Here is a 14,823-nt window from a genome sequence, read left to right on the forward strand (position 1 = left end):
CCGTCAGCGGGCCCGCGGGTGGGCCCCCGCCCAGACCTCGCGCAGCGCGTTCACGGTGACCATGGTGTAGATCTGCGTCGTGGTCACCGAGGCGTGCCCGAGCAATTCCTGCACCACCCGGACGTCGGCGCCGCCGTCGAGCAGATGCGTCGCGAAGGAGTGCCGCAGCACGTGCGGTGACACCGTGGCCTTGATTCCCGCGCGTTCGGCGGCGTCCTGCAGCACCTGCCACGCGCTCTGCCGCGACAACCGCCCGCCGCGGGCGTTGAGGAAAATGGCGAACGTCCCGCGACCACGGCGCGCCAGGTCCGGGCGCCCTCGGACCAGGTAGGCATCAAGGGCGCTGACGGCCGGCCTGCCGACCGGTACCAGTCGCTGCTTGCCGCCCTTGCCGCGCAGCAACGTCGAGCGGGCCTGGGTGTCGATGTCGTCGATGTCGAGGCCGACCGCCTCCGAGATGCGTGCGCCCGTGGAGTACAACAGTTCCAGCAGTGCCCGGTTGCGCAGCGTCAGCGGACCGTCGGCCTCGCTGTCGCCTCCGGCGGCCTCGAGCAGGGCCAGCACTTCATCGATGGTCAGGCTCTTGGGCAGCCGCCGGCTGGGAGTCGGTGGCTTCACCTCGCGTGCCACGTCGACTGCGGTCAGTCCCTCCGAGGCCGCGAAGCGGTGCAGACCCCGTACGGCAACCACCGCACGCGCCGCCGAAACCGCTGACAGCGGAGCTGTTTTCGTGTCGGGGTCGCCGCGACGCAGCGACACCAGGAAGTCACTGACGTCGGCCTCGGTGACCTTGGCCAGATCGTCTATGCCCCGTTCGGTCAGGTGCTCCGAGTACCGGCGCAGATCGCGGCGATACGAACTCAGGGTGTTGGCCGCGACGCCGCGTTCGATGGTGAGGTGGTCGAGGTAGCCCTGCAACTGGTCGTCCAGAGCGCAGCGGAACGCCGTCATTTGTCGGCCTGTCGCGCGGCGAACGCCTTCGACCTGTCGGGCCACGGCGCGTCGACGGGTCGCAGCGTGGCCGGATCCTCGACGTCGTGGGCGGCCAGAATGCCCGCTATGGCAATGGAATTGACGATTTCACCGTTGAGCACCATCCGCCTGGCCTGCTCGAGGGGAAACCACTTCACCTGAAGGTCGGCCTCCTCGTCGTGGGCCTCGGGACGGCCGACGTCGGTGATGCCGGTCGCGAGGTACACCCGCACGCACTCATCGCTGAAGCCCGGCGCCGAGACGAGGTCTACCAGCACCCGCCAGTCGGTCGCCTCGAGTCCTGCCTCCTCCCTGAGTTCACGCGCCGCGGTGATGTGCGGCGGTTCACCACCGAGGTCGAGCAGTCCGGCGGGCAGTTCCCAGAGTCGGCGGCCGACGGGATGCCGGTATTGGTAGACCAACACCACGTTGTCGGCGGCGTCGAGCGCCAGCACCGCCACCGCACCGTAGTGCTCTATGACCTCGCGCTTGGCGATGTTGCCGTGCGGCATCCGCACCTCGTCGGTGCGCAGCGCGAAAATCTTTCCCACATAGATGGTTTTGCTGTTGACCGTCTCGAACTCGTGATCAGCCACGGGCTGCGTGCTCTTGGAGCAGTTGCGAACCGTTCTCGTGGTGTTCGATGCCGTTCGCGCGCTGCTCGGGGATGTCCATGCCCGGCAATCGTTCCTCGGCTTTGTAGTTGAGCGACGCGCCGATGAACGCGACGAACAGCGGGTGCGGGCGGGTGGGCCTGCTCTTGAGTTCCGGATGCGCCTGGGTGCCGACGATGAAGGGGTGCACGTCAGCGGCGTACTCGACGAACTCCACCAGATGACCGTCGGGCGAGGTGCCGGAGAACTTCAGCCCGCTTTCGGCGATGCGGTCGCGGTATTCGTTGTTCACTTCGTAGCGATGGCGGTGCCGCTCGGACACTTCGGTGGCTTGATAGGCCTGCGCCACAATCGATCCTGCCTCTAGTACGGCCGGATAGGCGCCCAGTCGCATGGTGCCGCCGAGATCGGCTTCGCCCGCGACCGCGTCACGCTGATCGGCCATCGTGGAGATGACCGGATCCGGTGTCTTCGGGTCGAACTCGGCGGAGTTGGCAGCGGTCAGGCCGACGGAGCGGGCAGCCTCGATCACAATGCACTGCAGGCCAAGGCACAGCCCGAGCACCGGCAGTCCGCGCCTTCGAGCGTGCGAGATGGCGCCGATCTTGCCCTCGATGCCGCGGATACCGAAGCCGCCGGGGATCAGCACACCGTGCACATCGTTGAGCGCGGCGGCGGCACCGGCGTCGGTTTCGCAGTCGTCGGAGGCGACCCAGCGCATCTCCACCTTTGCGCGATGCGCGAAGCCGCCCGCGCGCAGCGCCTCGGCCACCGACAGGTAGGCGTCGGACAGGTCAATGTACTTGCCCACCAGAGCGATTCGCACCGTCTCGTGCGGTTCGTGCACCCGCTGCAGCAGGTCGTTCCACTGCGTCCAGTCGACGTCGCGGAACGGCAGGTTCAGCCGGCGCACCACGTAGGCGTCGAGTTCCTCGCGGTGCAGCACCTTGGGGATGTCGTAGATCGACGGTGCGTCAGGAGTGGAGATCACGCCGTCGATGTCGACATCGCACATCAGCGCGATCTTGTTCTTCAGCGGTTCGGGCACGTCGCGGTCGCAGCGCAGGATCAGCGCATCGGGGGTGATACCGATGCTGCGGAGCGCGGCGACGGAGTGCTGCGTCGGTTTGGTCTTCAGCTCGCCGGACGGCGCCATGTAGGGCACCAGCGAGCAGTGTAGGAAGAAGCAGTTCTCCCGGCCGACCTCGTGGCGGACCTGTCGCGCCGCTTCAAGGAAGGGCAGCGATTCGATGTCGCCGACGGTGCCGCCGATCTCGGTGATCACCACGTCGGGCCGGTGGCCGTCGGCGTCCGGTGCGGCCATCGCCAGGATGCGGCTCTTGATCTCGTCGGTGATGTGCGGGATGACCTGGACGGTGTCGCCCAGGTATTCACCGCGGCGCTCCTTGGCGATCACGGACGAATACACCTGGCCGGTGGTGACATTGGCCGAGCCGGACAGGTTGCGGTCCAAGAAACGCTCGTAATGCCCGACGTCGAGGTCGGTTTCAGCGCCGTCCTCGGTGACGAACACCTCGCCGTGCTGGAACGGGTTCATGGTGCCGGGATCGACGTTGAGATAGGGGTCGAGCTTCTGCATGGTGACCTGCAAGCCCCGCGCGGTCAGCAACTGGCCGAGGCTGGACGCCGTCAGACCTTTACCGAGTGAGGAGACCACGCCGCCCGTTACGAAGAGGTGCTTGGTGGCGGTTTGCGGGTGCTTGCGTAACGCTGGCAAGAGCAACCTCCGTGACGACGGGCAGGGGATCGCTGAACTAGCTGGGGCCTGCCGACCCACGGAACCCCACCCTAACACCGCCGCCGACAAGCCGGTGCTGACACGCCATCCGCGTTCATTGCGGCCCGGTTACTGATGCCGCGCGCTGGCCGGTGCTCACGGCGCTGCTCGGCCCAGCGTCCGACCTGGCCACGGCCACGACCCCGGGCAGGCCCGCGCTTACGCGGTCTTCGTCAGCACCAACGCTGCTTCGTCGTAAGGGAACAGGCGATAGAACAGTCGGAATGCCGGTGTGACGAGGTTCGCACCCTCAGCCTTACTCACGAGCCGCGGGCTGGCCAAAGGGACAGCCTGGCCCCGCTTGTGCAGTACCGTCGGGCCGCCCGCTAATACGTTCCTGAGCCAGTCCGACTTCACCCCGTAGCCGATGAGAATGACGAAGCCGTCTCGGGTCTTGAAAACCAACAGAGGTGTTCGATATGGATTGCCGGACTTACGTCCGACATGTTCAAGCGTCCCTAGGCCGGGAAGCCACGGTGTGATTGAACGAGCCGCTGGATTAGTGACACGGCGGTTGAATTTTGCGACAGTACGCGGCATTCGCATGAAATCCCCTTTTTCACAACGTGACTAGCCGCCAAGGCGAATGTGCACGCCTTGATGTGCTAGCTGATCGAAGGTGTAGACGAAGTCGCCACGATGGCTGACCGAGACGACATAGCGGTCCTGGGCTTCGGTGACCGGAAAGCGGAACGAGAAGGTGCAGGTCTGATCGTCGCCATGGCCCTGGCCCAATTCGGTCGTGCTCAGGATGTCGCCGTGGCCGTTGCGCACGATGACTTGAGTGTCGCCATTGATGTCGGCGTAGCCGTTGACTCCGTGACAGGACGACCCGTCTGAGGCGATCGAGCTGACCAGCGCATCCGGGCCAGCCGCGGTCAGCACGAATGTCCCTGTAGCGGTGACAGTTTCGAAGATGTGGAAACCGCTGGTGAACCGCGGACAGAAGGCGTCCACGGCGATCTTGTCGGCGGGCGACCCTTGTTGCGGTCCGCCTTCGTCGAGCGCGCGGCAAACCTGCTTGCCGTGGGCGACCGCGTTGGCATCCGAGTTGAATTGCCCCGCCAAGCCAGCATCGTGCAGCACTGACAGATAGAGCTCCTCGGGAGGCGGCGACTGAGGCCGATGCGATACACGCATCGCCCACCACACCAGCGCCAGCATGACGATGATCGCCACGACTGCTCCGGTGCCTAACCAGGTTGATCGGATGCTGAGCTTGTTGGGTGCCGGAAGGTCGACGTAGTCCGGGAGCATGGCGCCGCCGGTAGGGTCGCTGGCTTGTGCTCGCCCGTTGCGGACCCGGCTGGTCGGCCGCCCCGCAACGTAATACCGACCTTCATGGCGTCCGGTCGGGTCGGGCCGCCAACCCGACAGCGTCACGTCTTTCCGTGCGGGTCCGCACCTGTCGCACACGCCGCCCTCGCCCACAGGTGCCTGGCAATACGGGCAAGTCACGTTGACGGAACCTCGAGCGGTAACCAGGCGACACCTGAGTCGAGACGAAGCATCACCCCATTCTGGCTCGCAGGACGCCGCAGGCGGTGCGATCGTCGCTCGCCCGCAACGGATCAGTCCAGTGAGGCCGCGACGCTGGGTTGAGTGGCATTCTTTGCTTCCTGGTAAGCCGACTCAAGAGCCGCCGGAACCGCTTCTAGGTCGCGGTACACGCCCATCAGTTGTTCCAGGACCTTGATTCGTTGCTCATTTGCGTCGTTCACCGCCCGCCAGGCCTGCTCACGGTAATAGTCGGCTTCTTGTTTCGCGTCGGCGAGAAGTTGTTCGCGCTCCTGCTGGGCGTCCTGCGACGCCTCCTCGATCTCGGTTCGGGTTGCGGCACGCATCCGGGCCAGTTCGGCGTCGAGCTCCTTCTTGGTTGCCTCATACTCGGCCGTCAAGGCGGTCCGCTTCGCGACCAGATCCGCCAACACATCCTCGTGCGTGCGTCGCTCGGCATCGACCTCGTCCTTGGCCGCCGTGATCAGCGCATCCGCCTCGGCGCGCGCTTCTGACTGCATCTCGGCGATCTCGTCGACCGCCCGCCGCAGCATCTTTGCCATGCGCTGTTGCACTGCCTGAGGTGCCGGTGAGGTATCCGTCAGGGTCGCGACTTCCTTCCGCAACGCGGTGGCCTCGTCGTCGCGTTCCTTCAGCCGCGCTCTCAAGCTTTCGACGTCATTCATCAGCAAGCGCTGTTTGGTGGTCGACGCCTCGATGTAGGCGTCCACCGCGGCCGCATCATAGCCCCTGAATGTGCGAGAAAAAGTCTTTGCGGGTTCGATTATCACTGCAGAATTCCCCTCCTGAAAACGCCTGGTATACCCCGCGAGGCCGACCCGCAACCGAGTATTGCACGGCCATGTGATGACCCGATGACGTCACCTCGTGGCCTCAGGCGATGGCGCGAGAACCTGTGTCGATTTGCGGCCAGACAGTACGAATAGTGCTGTCTGAGAAGCGATTTCGAGTCGTCGACGCTGGCAGCCCTTCGACGGCCATACGCCCAGTGGGCGGGCGGCGTCTTCAGTGACCGGGCAAGCAGTTCATTGCGGCAGCGTTACCGATGTGGCGCCCTGCCCGACGCCGTACTGCCCGGGCCGCCCGCCGTTGATCAGGTCACCCAACGCGAGCATGGTTGTGATCCTGCCGGATTCGGCGTTGACGTCGTCGACGGTGGACACCGCGCTCTTCAGCCCGGAATCCGACCGCGCCACGGCGACCGCGGCGGTGCCGGACGCAGAGCCGTCCCGTCCCGCGATCACCGTGCCTGAGCCGTGCGGAGCGAGCCCGGCCGCGAAGCGCGCGACCGTGGGCCCCTGGTTGCCCGCGCCGTCGCTCAGTCCCCCGCCCGTGACGATCAGCGCGGTGTTCGCGGGTCCGACGCGCTGGGCGCCGTAGGTGACGAAGCCCGTGTCGCGCAGCGCCGTCAGCACGGTGTCGCGCTGAGTGTCGTCGACCACTGGAGCCTTCGGGTCCCTGTTGATCAACAGGGCGATTCCCAACAGGTCGCCGGCCTGCGATCCCTGGTCCACCGATTTGGTGCTCAGCTGCGTGCCGGCGGGCACGATCGGCGAGTTCACCACCGACAGCAGCTTCTCGGCGGAGTTCGCGTCGACGAATTCCTGCGTCAGCGCGATGGTTCCGCTGACCGTGCCGCCTGCCTGTCCGACCATTCTGGTCAGCGCGTCGACATCGTCGTCGGTGGCGTCGGGGGTGCGGAACACCACCACCGACTTGGCCTGCAGCACGTCATGGAGAATTCGCGGCGACATCTGCGCGTCGAACTCGCCTGCGGCGCTGAGCTTTTCATTCAGCGCATTCTTGTCGTCGGTGAGCGTGTTGATCTGATTCTGCAGCTGATGTTTGTCGTCACGCAGGCCTGACAGCAACGTGTTCGACAGCAGCCCCGACCCGAGCGCCACCCCGACGGCCAGCGCGAGGAACACTGCTGCGAGCGAAATCGCATGCGTGCGAAGCGAAATCATAGGACTTCCTAAGCGACCAAGCCCTGAACCCAGAGCGAGAACCGGTTCCAGTAGTTGGCGATCCAGTCCAGCACCGCGGCGTCGGCTCGCGACACCCACAGCGCCGCGATCACTGCGATCAGCATCGCGAGCACCAACAACGCAATCGCCCCGCCCGACACCCGGCTGCGGTACAGCGTGGCAACGGCTTTGGCGTCCACCAGCTTTTCGCCGACCTTCAGCCGGGTCAGGAACGTAGACGGGTTGCTCTGCTGGCGCGACCGGTCGAAGAACTCTTCGATGCTGGCCGAATGACCCGCGGTGACGATCAGCGATGCGCCGTGGTGATCGCACAGCAGCAGCGCCAGGTCGGCGGCCGAGCCTGCCGCCGGGAACGTCATCGCACCGACACCCAGGTCCTGGATGCGTTCCAGTCCCGCGGCATGGCCGTCGGCGTCGGCGGGCAGCACGACCTGAGCGCCGCAGCGCAGCGTCTCCGCACCGATCTTGTCGGGGTCACCGACGATGAGTTGCGGTCGGTAGCCGGCCTTGCGCAGCACGTCGGCACCGACACCGACGCCGACGAGGACCGGTTGATACTCCTTGATGAACGGTTTGAGCGCCTTGAGGTCGGCGGCCGCGTTGAGATCCTCGGCGACGATCACCACATGCCTGCGGTTGACGTCGACGTCGATGTCGGGAATGCCGATGCCGTCGATCAGCAGCGGGCTCTCGCTGCGGATGAATTCGATCGTATTGCCCGCGAACGCCTCGAGGTGCGCGACCAGTCCGCTCTTGGCCTCGTGCATCAACTCGTGGATCTCGTGGTCGGTGCGCTCGGTGCCGAGAATCAGTTGCCGATCTCCGGAGTACACCCCGCCCTCGTGCAGTCGCACCCGGGCACCGTCCTTGACCTTCTTGAACACCTCCGGGCCGGTCTCGTCGATCAGCGTGACGCCGTTGGCGACCAGCACCTCGGGTCCGAGGTTCGGGTAGCGGCCCGAGATCGACGGCGACGCGTTGATGACCGCGGCGACGTTGGCCTCGACGAGCGCATCGGCGGTGATCCGGTCGAGATCCAAGGCGTCGATGACGACGATGTCACCGGGGGTGACTCGTCGCAGCAGCCGATCGATGTCGCGGTCAACTCGGGCGGTGCCGGTGATGCCCGGCCGGGAGTTGGCAGAACGGGATAGCAGCGCTGACATCTTCATGGCGCCGATTCTGTCGAGGAACTGCGGAAATCGGTCGGAGGCGCGCCGTAACATCAGCCCCAGACGCACCTTTTGTCACAATTGCAACAGTGTCGTGTCAGCCCTGATATGCCTCGAACAACTCGATCAGATTGCCCGACGGATCGACCGCAAGCGCCTGCCTGCCGCCCCTGCCGGTGATGGTGTCACCCCGGAATTCGACGCCGGCGTTCTTGAGTTCGGCCACCGCGCTGTCCAGATCATCGACTTGGGTTTGGAAGCGGTTCCATCCACCCGGCGTGGGTGTCGAACCGTCGGACAGAGTCTGGCCCGCCCCACCGCCGCCGCCGGGGGTGTTCAGCAACAGGCGCAGGTCGTCGTTGCGCAGCATCGCAAACCCCGGGCCCGGTTTCATGACCACCTCGAAGTGAAAGTGACGGGTGTAGAAGTCCGCCGCGGCATCGACATCGTCGACAATGTAGCGAACGCTGAATGTGCTCATCATTGCACCTCCTAGAAGTTATGATACAGAAGTGTCCCAGAATGTGCAGCGGGCAGATCCGCGCATCGAGGAGTCCCGTCGGGCCATCCTGCGCGGCGCCCTCAAAGAGTTCGCGACGGAGGGCTACAGCGGGTTTCGGATGGAGTCGGTGGCGGCTATCGCGGGCGTCGGGCGCAGCACGCTGTATCGACACTGGCCGAACAAGGCGGCGTTGATCGCCGACGCCCTGGAGACCCTCAACGTGCAGCCGGACCCGGCCCGAGACCGTCCCGACGGCGACGCCCGCTCCGGCGTCGAACTGATCCTGCAGCACCTGGCCGAAGCGCTGGGCGACTCTCCGCTGTCGGCCTGCGTACCTGCCCTGGTGCACGCCGCCGAGACAGCACCGACCGTTCGTGACTTCCTGCACGGCTATTCGGCACGACGCCGGCAGCGGTTGACCGACGCGATCGCGGCGGGGGTCGAGGCCGGTGCCTTCCCGCCGCGCGTCGACCCCGAGGCGGCCTCGGTTGCGCTGGCCGGCGCGATGTTCTACCGGCGGTTGATGACTGCCGACCCGCCGGACGCGGACTTCATCACCCGTCTGGTGGACACCGTGCTCGGCGCCTAGTCCTTTCGGTCGTTCTGCGCGGCGTCGAGCAGCTCGCGGGCGTGCGCGCGGCCGCTGTCGGACTCCCCCAGCCCGGCCAGCATGCGCGCCAGCTCCGCGACCCGGTCGTCATCGTCGAGGCGGCGCACCCCGCTGGATTTGTTGCGCCCGCCGCCGCTGTCGACGACCAGATGAACGTCGGCGTAGGCGGCGACCTGAGGCAGGTGCGTGACGACGATGACCTGATGCGTGCGGGCCAGTCGGGCCAGCCTGCGTCCGATCTGCACCGCCGCGCGGCCGCCGACACCGGCGTCGACCTCATCGAAGACCATCGTCGTGCCTTCGACCGACGCCGCCAGCACCACTTCCAGTGCCAGCATGACCCGCGACAGTTCGCCGCCGGATGCACTCTTGTTCAGCGGTAGCACGTCGGTGCCGCGGTGCGCGGCGAAGCCGAATTCGACGGCGTCGACACCGTCGTGGCCCGCGTGCACGGTGATTCCCGTCGGCATAGTCAGCGGCGCGGAGTCGTCGGTGCGGGCGGGAAGGGCGGCGACCGACACGGTGAACTCGGCATCGGCCATCGCCAGGCCGGCCAGTTCGGCGGTCACCGCTTTCGCGAGGTTTTTGGCGGCTTTGGTCCGCGCCTTGGTGAGTTCTGTTGCGGCACTGACCACTTTGGCTTCGAGCTCGCCGACACGACGCTCGAGTTCTGCCAGCGCCTCCTCGGAGACGTCAAGGAGCCCAAGGCGTTCCCGCGAGTCGGCCGCCCACTTCAACACCCCGTTGATGTCGGCGGCGTATTTGCGGGTCAAAGTGCGCAGCTCGCTTTGTCGGGCCAGTTTGGTTTCGAGAGTGCTTGCGTCGCTGGGAAGTCCGGCAAGATAGTCGCCGAGTTCGGTCGACACGTCGGTCAGCACGGCCAACGCGCCGGTGAGTTGTTCGGCCAGCGCGCGCAACGTCGCGTCGTCGGTGGCCTCGAGCGCCGACTTCGCATGCGCGACGCTGTTGGCGGCCGAGGGGTCCGAGGGATCGTCGTCGGAGCCGGAGAGTGCGGCGCGCGCCCTCTGTGCAGCCTCGCGCAGCGCATCCAGTTCGGACAACCGTCTGATGTCGTCGACGAGCGCCTGATCTTCGCCGGGTTCGGGTGCGACGCTGTCGATTTCGTTGAGCCCGAACTTGAGCCGATCCGCTTCCTGAGCCAACTCGCGTGCGCGTTGCTTGCGGTCGGCCAGGTCGCGACGGGCGGCCAGCCAGTCCTCGCGCACCCGTCGGTAGCGCTTCAATTGCGACTCGACGTCGACGGACCGGTCAAGCGCCGCGCGCTGTTCTTCTGGACGCATCAACCGCAGTTGGTCGTTCTGGCCGTGCAGCGCGAGGAGTTCGTTGGTGAACGTGCTGAGCGATTTCGCGGGCACGCTGCGCCCACCAAGATAGGCGCGTGACGGACCGTCGCGGCTGACGGACCGGGCGGCGATGACGCTGCCGTCGTCGTCGCGATCGGCCCCGGACGACTCCAGAATGTCGTCCACCTTGTTGGCCACCCCGTCGCCCAATTCTGTTGTGGTGAACCGACCTTCGACCACCGCCCGACTGGCTCCCGACCGCACCCTGGACGCGTCGGCGCGCGCGCCACCAAGCAGGTGCAGTCCGGTGACCACCATGGTCTTGCCGGTACCGGTCTCACCGGTCAGCACGGTGAATCCGCGATCGAACTCGGCCGTCGCGGCGCTGATGGCACCGAGCGATTCGATACGGATTTCGGATAACACTACTGTCCGCGCCACCCTTTGACCGGCAACCGGAACTTGCGCACCAGGCGGTCGGTGAACGGCGCGCTATCCAACCGCACCCACTTCAGTGGCGTCCCGCAACGGGTCACCTCCAGCCGTCCACCGGCGGGCACCACCATTTCGCGGCGGCCGTCGCAGAACACCAGCGCGTCATGCCCACTGGCCTCGACCTCGATCGCGATCGCCGCGTCGGGACTGGTCACCATCGGCCGAGCGAACAACGCATGAGCGTTGTTGGGCACCACCAGGATCGCCTCCAGGTCCGGCCAGACAATGGGTCCGCCGGCGGAGAACGCCCATGCGGTTGATCCCGTCGGTGTTGCGACCAACACCCCGTCACAACCAAACGACGACACCGGCCGCCCGTCAACTTCGAGCACCGCGCCCAGCACGCCGAGCCGTGGCCCCTTCTCGAGGCTGGCCTCATTCAGCGCCCAGCCGCGATCGGTGATCCTGCCATCGACGCGCACCACGACGTCGAGGGTCATCCGTTCCTCGACCCGGTAGTCCCGTTTGATCACGTGCTCGAGCACCGTGTCGATGTGATCGGCCTCGGCCTCCGCGAGGAACCCAATGCGGCCCAGATTTACGCCCAGTACCGGTATTTCGACGTTGCGGGCGAGCTCTGCGGCGCGCAGGAACGTCCCGTCACCGCCGAGGACGAGCACCAGTTCGCAGCCTTCCGCGGCGCGCTCGTCGGCGTCAACCACCTCGATTTCCACGCCGAGGGCGCGCATGTCGTCGGGCGCGAGATGTAACGGACCGCGGTCAACGGCTTCCGCGGACAACAGTCGCAGCCCAATACCGTTGTCGCCCAATACCTTTTCGACACGACGTGCCACCTCGGTGGCTTCCTCACGGCCGGTGTGCACCACCAGCAGAACGTTGCGGTCGCAGGTCATTGCGGGCCCTCCGCGACGGCCCGGTGGATAGCCTGTGCGAGCTGTTCGTCGCGCAGGGGACCGTCGGCAGTGGCCCGCAGGTGCAGGAAGTATTCGACATTGCCGGAGGGGCCGGGCAGCGGACTGGCGGTGACGTCGACGGTATGCCAGTTGAGTGCGGCCGCCTTGTCCGCCACAGCGCGCACCGCCTCGGCACGCAGTTCAGGGTCGGAGACCACCCCGCCTGCACCGACCCGATCCTTACCGACCTCGAACTGCGGCTTCACCATAGGAACGATATCCGCCTCGGCTGACGCGCAGGCGGCCAGCGCCGGGAGCACTGTGGACAGCGAAATGAAGGACAGGTCGGCAACCACCAGATCTACCGGTCCCCCGATCGCCTCGGGGGTGAGATCGCGGACGTTGGTGCGTTCCAGCACCTGCACGCGCGCATCGTTGCGGAGAGACCAGGCCAACTGGCCGTAGCCGACGTCGGCGGCGACGACTTCACGGGCGCCGCGGTCGAGCAGCACTTCGGTGAACCCGCCCGTGGACGCGCCTGCGTCGAGGCAGCGCCGGTCGTCGACGGATAACGCAAACGCGTCCAGCGCACCGATCAGCTTGTGTGCGCCGCGGGACACCCAGCTACGTTCGTCGTCGCCCTCGACCCGAAGCGTCGCGGTGATGGCGATCGCCGTGGCCGGTTTGGCCGCCGGCATGCCGTCGATGGAGACTCGCCCGGCGCCGATCAATTCGGCCGCCTGTTGCCGGGAGCGCGCCAGACCGCGCCGCACCAGCTCGGCGTCAACACGAGCGCGCCGGGTCACGAGCGGTTAGCCCTTCTCGACGGATTCCAACGCATGCACGAGCAGGTCGTGAGCCTCTTCGAGCCGCGCTGCGACGGCGTCGATGTCCGCATCGGCAAGCTGGTCGAACCCGGAACCCTCCTGGGCTGGATCGGGCACGTCTGCCAGTAGTTCCGCGATCTGAGCGCGAATCTGGTCGGGGTCGGTACTCATGTCGGTCTTCACGCTAGCCGATTCGGCGGGCTGAGCAGGGACCAGCGGTCCATGGCCTGTCGCGCCATGTCGTCGCCGGCCGTCAGCACGACGCGGCTGCCGTCGAGCTGGGCGTTCCACACCGCGCTGGCGGTCGCGCGGACCACAGACAGCGGGTCGTCGGGGTCGCGTCCGGTGGACTGCACCGTCACCGCCGTCGGGCCGACGTCGACGTACCACGCCGGATGCGGTCCGATGCGGAGGGTGTCCGCGCGGGCGTACAGCGAGCGGAGATCCTCGGCGATGTAGTTGGGCCGCTGCCCGACGCTCGCGCGGACGGTGTCGGCGGCCGTGCTGACGCCGCACAGCACGTGCAGGCTCGGCAGGCCGGCCGCATTGGCACCCGCGATGTCGGTGTCGAGACGATCACCGACGACCAATGGGGTGCGAAACTCGCCGCGCGCCAACGCATCCATCAGCAGGGTGGGTTCCGGCTTGCCGGCCACCTGCGGTTTGGTGTCGGTGGCGGCACACAGGGCAGCGACCATCGCCCCGTTTCCCGGGAGCAGTCCGCGTTCGGACGGCAGTGTCTTGTCGACGTTGGCGGCGACCCACAGTGCGCCGCCGCGGATGGCCAGCGCCGCCTCGGCGAGATCGGGCCATGCGGTTTGCGGCGAATGCCCTTGGACGACCGCGACGGGGCCGTCCGCCCACTTGCGCACCGGCTTCAACCCGACGTTACGGACCTCGGCCGCAAGCGAATCGGTGCCGACGATCAACACCACTGCGCCAGGCTGCAATTGCTCCTGCAGCAACCGCGCCGCGCTTTGCGCGCTGGTGACGACGTCGTCGGGTTTGGCGGTGAATCCCATCGCGTTGAGGTGCTGGGCGACTTCGGCGGGTCCGCGTGAGGCGTTGTTCGTGACGAACAGGATGCGCGACCGGACTACCGCCAACGTCTCGACGGCGCCCGGGGTGGCTTCGTGGCCGCGGAAGACGGTGCCGTCGAGGTCGAGCAGTAAGCAATCATGTTCTTGCGCAAGGGTACTCACCGTCAGGAGAGCTCCGTGATGCGCTCTTCGGCGTCGGTGACGCCTTCGATGTCCGCGGCCGCGGCATGGATGAACCACTGCAGCGCGTCGTCGTTACGGCCGAGTGCGAGCAACGTTTCGGCGTAGACGTAGAACAGTCGCGCAGCGGTCTGCCCGGTGCGGGTCGGATCGAGCTTGGGGGTCGACAGCATCGCCAGGGCCTGCTCGTGCTGGCCGAGGTCGGAGCGCGCACCAGCGACGACGATGCGCAATTCGTCGGCGTCATCGCCGGTGAGTTGGGCCGCTTCCGGGCTGCGCGCGAGTTCGATGGCTCGCTCGGGGCGCCCGACACCGCGTTCGCAGTCCGCGATCAGCGGCAGCAGCGGTGACTTGCTGCCCATTCGGCGTGCCGCACGCAGTTCGGCCAGGGCCTGAGCCCAGTCACCGCAGTGGTAGGCGGCGATGCCGACCGCTTCCCGAACCGCGGCGATGCGCCCGGATCGGGCGCGCGCGGCACGGGCATGCGCCAGCGCGGCTTGCGGGTCGTCCTCCAGAAGTTCGCCGGCGGCCACCAGGTGGCGGGCCACGACGTCGGCCGTCGACCGATCCAAAGTCGTTAGCTCGCCCCGTATTTCGGGCGAGAGTTGCTTGGCCTCGATTTCGGCGGGGATCGGCGGGCCCTGGGGTTGCGGCGCCTCGCCGCTGGGTTGGGGTTGGGCGCGGCGAGCGCGGTTGGGCCCCGAGCTGCGCGGCGCCGAACGTCGCGGACGACCCCGGTCTCCGCCGCCCTGGCTGTCCTGGACCACGTATGCCTTTCTACACGTGTTTGCCAATCCCGACAATTCAGCAATTGATTTGTCGAATTGTGGCGAATATAGAATCACCCCCCACGCAATTGTGGGGGGTGATTCTAAATTGTGTTCGGCGGTGTCCTACTTTTCCACCCGGGTTGGGTAGTATCATCGGCGCTGGCAGGCTTAGCTTCCGG

General features: G+C 66.7%; 16 protein-coding genes. 1 reads left to right on the forward strand and 15 read right to left on the reverse strand.

The window, feature by feature from the left end:
- Positions 1 to 3: 3 nt before the first annotated feature.
- The 9 genes from xerD to A5724_RS11945 all read right to left on the reverse strand — a co-directional run bounded on the left by xerD (position 4) and on the right by A5724_RS11945 (position 8,543).
- Entirely contained in the window at positions 4 to 951 is a 948-nt protein-coding gene (xerD, locus tag A5724_RS11905) for a site-specific tyrosine recombinase XerD (protein ID WP_067801174.1), read from the reverse strand.
- Complete coding sequence (locus tag A5724_RS11910) at positions 948 to 1,568, reverse strand: NUDIX hydrolase (RefSeq protein WP_067801177.1); 621 nt, start codon at positions 1,566 to 1,568, stop codon at positions 948 to 950. Before A5724_RS11910 ends, xerD begins: the two co-directional genes overlap by 4 nt.
- The gene (locus A5724_RS11915) at positions 1,561 to 3,324 is read right to left on the reverse strand and encodes a CTP synthase (RefSeq protein WP_067801180.1); all 1,764 of its coding nucleotides are present in this window, start codon (positions 3,322 to 3,324) and stop codon (positions 1,561 to 1,563) included. Before A5724_RS11915 ends, A5724_RS11910 begins: the two co-directional genes overlap by 8 nt.
- Positions 3,325 to 3,543: 219 nt before the next feature.
- Positions 3,544 to 3,930: a nitroreductase family deazaflavin-dependent oxidoreductase gene (locus tag A5724_RS11920; RefSeq protein ID WP_067801182.1), complete on the reverse strand. Its 387-nt coding sequence runs from the start codon at positions 3,928 to 3,930 to the stop codon at positions 3,544 to 3,546.
- A 24-nt stretch (positions 3,931 to 3,954) separates the two neighbouring features.
- Positions 3,955 to 4,563, reverse strand: a complete 609-nt coding sequence (locus A5724_RS11925; protein ID WP_232004795.1) for a DUF732 domain-containing protein — start codon at positions 4,561 to 4,563, stop codon at positions 3,955 to 3,957.
- A gap of 392 nt (positions 4,564 to 4,955) precedes the next feature.
- Entirely contained in the window at positions 4,956 to 5,672 is a 717-nt protein-coding gene (locus A5724_RS11930; protein WP_067801187.1) for a DivIVA domain-containing protein, read from the reverse strand.
- 255 nt (positions 5,673 to 5,927) lie between these two features.
- On the reverse strand, positions 5,928 to 6,869 hold the full coding sequence (locus A5724_RS11935; protein ID WP_067801190.1) for a copper transporter: 942 nt from the start codon (positions 6,867 to 6,869) through the stop codon (positions 5,928 to 5,930).
- 8 nt (positions 6,870 to 6,877) lie between these two features.
- On the reverse strand, positions 6,878 to 8,062 hold the full coding sequence (gene steA / locus A5724_RS11940; RefSeq protein WP_067801287.1) for a putative cytokinetic ring protein SteA: 1,185 nt from the start codon (positions 8,060 to 8,062) through the stop codon (positions 6,878 to 6,880).
- Positions 8,063 to 8,159: 97 nt separating this feature from the next.
- Positions 8,160 to 8,543, reverse strand: a complete 384-nt coding sequence (locus tag A5724_RS11945) for a VOC family protein (protein ID WP_067801292.1) — start codon at positions 8,541 to 8,543, stop codon at positions 8,160 to 8,162.
- A gap of 31 nt (positions 8,544 to 8,574) precedes the next feature.
- Here A5724_RS11945 and A5724_RS11950 point away from each other — a divergent pair, with 31 nt between their 5' ends.
- Positions 8,575 to 9,153 (forward strand): TetR/AcrR family transcriptional regulator, encoded by a 579-nt coding sequence (locus tag A5724_RS11950; RefSeq protein WP_067801193.1) that lies wholly within the window; start codon positions 8,575 to 8,577, stop codon positions 9,151 to 9,153.
- Here A5724_RS11950 and recN read toward each other — a convergent pair.
- Genes recN through A5724_RS11980 form a run of 6 tightly spaced genes read right to left on the reverse strand, consistent with a single transcriptional unit; the run spans position 9,150 to position 14,641 of the window.
- Positions 9,150 to 10,904: a DNA repair protein RecN gene (recN, locus tag A5724_RS11955; protein ID WP_067801196.1), complete on the reverse strand. Its 1,755-nt coding sequence runs from the start codon at positions 10,902 to 10,904 to the stop codon at positions 9,150 to 9,152. The genes A5724_RS11950 and recN overlap by 4 nt on opposite strands.
- A complete protein-coding gene (locus A5724_RS11960) occupies positions 10,904 to 11,827 on the reverse strand; it encodes an NAD kinase (protein WP_067801198.1) in 924 nt (307 codons plus the stop codon). The genes recN and A5724_RS11960 overlap by 1 nt, the downstream gene beginning before the upstream one ends.
- On the reverse strand, positions 11,824 to 12,633 hold the full coding sequence (locus A5724_RS11965; RefSeq protein WP_067801201.1) for a TlyA family RNA methyltransferase: 810 nt from the start codon (positions 12,631 to 12,633) through the stop codon (positions 11,824 to 11,826). Before A5724_RS11965 ends, A5724_RS11960 begins: the two co-directional genes overlap by 4 nt.
- A 6-nt stretch (positions 12,634 to 12,639) precedes the next feature.
- Positions 12,640 to 12,825, reverse strand: a complete 186-nt coding sequence (locus A5724_RS11970; RefSeq protein WP_067801296.1) for a hypothetical protein — start codon at positions 12,823 to 12,825, stop codon at positions 12,640 to 12,642.
- A gap of 8 nt (positions 12,826 to 12,833) precedes the next feature.
- Complete coding sequence (locus A5724_RS11975) at positions 12,834 to 13,856, reverse strand: HAD-IIA family hydrolase (RefSeq protein WP_067801204.1); 1,023 nt, start codon at positions 13,854 to 13,856, stop codon at positions 12,834 to 12,836.
- Positions 13,857 to 13,858: 2 nt separating this feature from the next.
- Positions 13,859 to 14,641 carry a tetratricopeptide repeat protein gene (locus A5724_RS11980; RefSeq protein WP_082964976.1) on the reverse strand — a complete coding sequence of 261 codons (783 nt, stop codon included), beginning with the start codon at positions 14,639 to 14,641 and terminating at the stop codon, positions 13,859 to 13,861.
- Positions 14,642 to 14,823: the final 182 nt, after the last annotated feature.

The sequence above is a fragment of the Mycobacterium sp. ACS1612 genome (assembly GCF_001667505.1).
GTDB lineage: Bacteria > Actinomycetota > Actinomycetes > Mycobacteriales > Mycobacteriaceae > Mycobacterium.

Bases quoted from the DNA above. Each gene is read 5' to 3' on its own strand.
- A5724_RS11945 (WP_067801292.1), bottom strand. From the start codon at position 8,543: ATGAGCACATTCAGCGTTCGCTACATTGTCGACGATGTCGATGCCGCG.
- xerD (WP_067801174.1), bottom strand. From the start codon at position 951: ATGACGGCGTTCCGCTGCGCTCTGGACGACCAGTTGCAGGGCTACCTC.
- A5724_RS11960 (WP_067801198.1), bottom strand. From the start codon at position 11,827: ATGACCTGCGACCGCAACGTTCTGCTGGTGGTGCACACCGGCCGTGAG.
- steA (WP_067801287.1), bottom strand. From the start codon at position 8,062: ATGAAGATGTCAGCGCTGCTATCCCGTTCTGCCAACTCCCGGCCGGGC.
- A5724_RS11935 (WP_067801190.1), bottom strand. From the start codon at position 6,869: ATGATTTCGCTTCGCACGCATGCGATTTCGCTCGCAGCAGTGTTCCTC.
- A5724_RS11920 (WP_067801182.1), bottom strand. From the start codon at position 3,930: ATGCGAATGCCGCGTACTGTCGCAAAATTCAACCGCCGTGTCACTAAT.
- A5724_RS11970 (WP_067801296.1), bottom strand. From the start codon at position 12,825: ATGAGTACCGACCCCGACCAGATTCGCGCTCAGATCGCGGAACTACTG.